3 protein-coding genes are annotated in these 3,946 nt (G+C 44.3%); all 3 read right to left on the bottom strand.

Annotated elements, in window-relative coordinates; translation table 11 throughout:
* Positions 1-247 precede the first annotated feature (247 nt).
* The 3 genes from AC6ESO_RS30415 to AC6ESO_RS30405 all read right to left on the bottom strand — a co-directional run bounded on the left by AC6ESO_RS30415 (position 248) and on the right by AC6ESO_RS30405 (position 3,435).
* Positions 248-1,180, bottom strand: coding sequence for an acetamidase/formamidase family protein (locus AC6ESO_RS30415; RefSeq protein ID WP_497094614.1), 933 nt, complete (start codon positions 1,178-1,180; stop codon positions 248-250).
* A gap of 525 nt (positions 1,181-1,705) precedes the next feature.
* Positions 1,706-2,215, bottom strand: a complete 510-nt coding sequence (locus tag AC6ESO_RS30410) for a DinB family protein (protein WP_497094613.1) — start codon at positions 2,213-2,215, stop codon at positions 1,706-1,708.
* A gap of 452 nt (positions 2,216-2,667) precedes the next feature.
* Positions 2,668-3,435 carry a nucleotidyltransferase domain-containing protein gene (locus AC6ESO_RS30405; RefSeq protein ID WP_497094612.1) on the bottom strand — a complete coding sequence of 256 codons (768 nt, stop codon included), beginning with the start codon at positions 3,433-3,435 and terminating at the stop codon, positions 2,668-2,670.
* Between the last annotated feature and the right edge of the window lie 511 nt (positions 3,436-3,946).

Here is a 3,946-nt window from a genome sequence, read left to right as displayed (position 1 = left end):
AAAACCTTCCAACGTATTTTCGGAGGGTTCTTTGTCTTGCTCAGATTCTAGTATAGCAGTAATTGTTCGAGCTTCTAATGAAAAATGTTGACAAGATATTAGCTGGTTTAGCTCAAGAAATTACGGGCCTGTTTGCAGCTTGTCGATAACAAAAGAAGCCCGCGATTTACTAGGACTCAGAATCTCTATTTCCAGGCTGCCAGTTTATGGCTACCTGGTCGAATCTATTGGCAGCCTCATTCTGATGTTATTGAACACTACTTTCTCGATAACTCAATTGCGATAAAACCGATTTCGATAGTTTGCAAACCACGCTGTAAGCCGGGTTAAACGTGTTGGCAATTTCATATTCTACTGCTTGCCCCAGCAATAAGCTAGCTTCCGAAGACGTTAAGCCGAAATCTTCCTGCAGCAGTCGATACATTTCGGTTGTTGCATGTTGAAGCGCCTGGTCAAGCGGCCGTGCATTGCCGATAGTAAACCAATGCGTATCGCTTTCACCTCTCGGCCAGCCTATCTTTTTGCCTTTTTGAACACTAACTGTGAACCGAACATCCATAGATATTTCGATCCCTGTACCGATGATTTCCCCATCGCCTTGCAAGGCATGACCATCACCCAAATAAAACAATGCACCTTTGGACGACACCGGAAAATAAACTGTAGTACCTGCGACCAGTCCTTTATAGTCCATGTTACCGCCATACTCGCCGCTTGTAGAAGTTGAGATGAACTGACCATTAGAAGGGGCTACGCCAAAACAGCCTAGAAAAGGCCGCAAAGGTAGCTTCAGTTCAGTCAGCCCCGGCGATGGCTCCTTGAGATAAGCAACCCCCTGTGAAACATCCACCGTCCAGCGTACGATGTCCGATGGCAGCAATGAAGCAGCAACATATGGTTCGATAACTGATGGTGCAAGCATGTTGGTTGTCCAAGCCCAGTCGCGGTTCGGAGTGATTGATTCGAATTTTACCGCTAGCGTATCACCAGGCATCGCTTCTTCCACATAGAAAGGTCCTGTCATTGGATTCCCGCGAGTAGCTGCGCTTTCGCCGTTGATGTCCCAGCCTCTCGCATCGACTGTCGTCGTAATAACCGTATCCCCATCACGAATCGTCAATATAGGTGGATGCTGGCCTATCGTATTATAATAAAGCTGCGGTATGAACTGATAAATCATGGCTACTCCTCCTCGTCAATTGGATAGTCTATTGATTCGACAACTGTTATAAATTTCCTACCCAGTTTAAAGTGATTCAACAAAAGCGATTGATTGGATCTATAGCTGTGCACTCATACCCTTTAGCTTAATCCGATGCCGCTAAGTATTGAACGTAATTCATAACCAAATTTGCTTGGGAAAATTCCACTAAATCGAATCTGGATTTATTAATAAAGTATTGTTTTATCCTATCCGCTAATGATGCCTGCCGATATCGCGCCCCACAATCCGGCCATAACCGTCATCGACACTTCTATTAATAAGGAGTCAACAAGAAAGTTTGAACTATTCTGCCCGTAAGCATTAGAAGCCTGCCGAATGATTAGTTCGGCAGACTTCAACTTGATTATTGAGCTATCGTGTCCCGAAAGCTTAACGATGTATGTCAGTTGAGAACTGTCCATGCCGGGCGGGAAGGGAGGGTCATAGTAAAGACGAAAGCCCCGTTGTCCGCTCAAGCTTCCTTCCAGATCTTCCGGACGATTATCTCAAGTAACGATTTCGGATGACCCCCATGTGATGAAGTTCGTGTCCTGCGATGCCGTACGCGAGGGCGCGCGCCGTAATGCTTACGTCGTTGGCAGTGCCCTTACGGGACCACGCCTCCGCCGGTAACCCGCGCAACAGCGTGATCGTCGATTGCCTTACCGCCCGATAGTCTTCGGCCGATTGCGCGATTGTCCAGCTTCCGAAAGGAGGCATGAATAATTCCTGGTCGAATCCGGGCAGTGGCGTCTGGTCCCCTCTTGCGAACCGGAGCAGGCGGTAGGTCATGACGCGTTCCGAGTCCGCGATGTGGCCCACGACTTCCTTCAGCGTCCATTTCCCTTCCGCATACCGATACGCGCCTTGGCTTTCGGACAAAGATGCTAGCAGCTCGGTCATTTGCTTTTCCTGGGCAAGCAGAATGTCGATGATGTTGCCTTCCGGCACCAACCGGATATACTCGCCGGAGTCCCCGGCGTATTCTTTTTCTGACGGTCTTTGGTTCATGTGTAGTCACCTCTCTATGGAGATAGAAATTATAGCTCTTCATAACTTTAGAAGCATATTGTTGCCATGCCTAGATTAATGCATTAGTTTAAAGTGTTTTGGCAGCCCGTTCCCCGTTAGCTTAACAGGACCGAAGGCCGAATAGCCGAAGCGTGAATGCGGTGTTAGCCGATGCTTCCTCTTCTTCGAGTTACCCACCGAAGATGTCTTGATCTTCTTATGCCCTTATCCGAACTTGCCCTTAGATGCTTCTGGCTTTGAGGGTTTACCCATATGTTCTTAACCTAGGAAATTTCGGCTAACGTTTTGTATTGACGACGTTCTGGCCCCTTAGAGCCGTTGCTTATAATTGTGAGGCTTGCCGAACACCTAATGCAGTGACGTCCCGACGGGCTTAGGGGGCTGGATGTGGTCACTCGCTTCTCAGAATGACCCCGTGCGTCAATATGGTGTTAGCCGAAGGAAGTTCTGGAAGCAGCCATTGTATTTAAGGCGTTCTCAAAATAGCTATATACTTCATCTGCAATTCCAAGAAACTCTTCAACCGGTACATGACTATCCAAGTAACAAGCATACAGATAATCAACTAAAGCGGAGTCAATCTCACAATAGTCTAATATGGCATTTTTCATCTTAATAATGTCATCTTGCCATACACCTGTATCTTCTAAAACCAAAGAGTATAATGCACGAATTAATCTCTTAGAATAACCTTTAATATATCTAGTTTTCATTGTGTTGTCACTAGCATTAGAAAGTAAACTATGTATACGATCTACTTCCTCCTTGGTCTCTGTATTTAAGTCTAAAATGAACTCTGGAGAAGTAATTATCGGTGGCACTCTTTCACCAACGTCAGGACCATATATGCAAACACAAATTATCTTAATCCAAAAACCCCACTCATTCGGTTTACTTAATACATCGTCAATCGAGCAAATTATCGTATCAATCTTAGTTACTACTGGATATTCTTCCAGAAGATTGTCTTTAATATTTGACAATCTTTCGTAATCAATATCTTTGGGATTTACACATACAATAGTAAAGTCTGCATCTGACTTAAAAGGTTTAGCAGTTCCTTTTGGAATCGAGCCACACATATAAATGCTATGAATCTTACCTTTAAATTCGGTAAGTATATTATCTATATACTTATCAACAAAATCCTTATATTCACTTTGTATTACAATTCTATTTATAACTTTTTCTAATATCATATAGACTCCTCCTAAACATGTAAGAACTTCTTTCGGCTAACGTTCTTGAATTCTCGACGTCCGACGGAGTCGGATGTGTCCGGCTGAATCTACTACCTGGCTTCTCAACTTCGAGGGCGTAGCCCGAAGCGTGATTGCGGTGTTAGCCGATGCATCCTCTTCTTAGAGTTACCCACCGAATATGTTCTTGATCTTCTTATGCCCTTATCCATTCTTGACCTTTATATGCCCATATCCGACCTTGACCTTCATATGCCCTTACCCGAACTTGACCTTAGATGCTTTTGGCTTTGAGGGTTTACCCATATGTTCTTGACCTAGGAAGTTTCGGCTCACAGTGTATTTACGTACTTTGCGAAAATTATCAATTTTTAAGTATTCGCGAAGTTATTGAACAATCCTCCCTCTATGGAGAATCGCTTTTCTCTTAAATGCTCGCGTTTTCTTAGATTATGACCAAGTGTTCTTCTTCACAGATAACATCTAGATGGAACGAAGTTGTAGATGAAGA

Source organism: Paenibacillus rhizoryzae, assembly GCF_059686995.1.
The sequence above is the reverse complement of the archived record's forward strand: the minus strand, read 5'-3'. Positions and strand labels throughout refer to the sequence as shown.

Coding starts and splice junctions, on each gene's coding strand:
- AC6ESO_RS30405 (WP_497094612.1), bottom strand. CDS start 3,435: ATGATATTAGAAAAAGTTATAAATAGAATTGTAATACAAAGTGAATAT.
- AC6ESO_RS30415 (WP_497094614.1), bottom strand. CDS start 1,180: ATGATTTATCAGTTCATACCGCAGCTTTATTATAATACGATAGGCCAG.
- AC6ESO_RS30410 (WP_497094613.1), bottom strand. CDS start 2,215: ATGAACCAAAGACCGTCAGAAAAAGAATACGCCGGGGACTCCGGCGAG.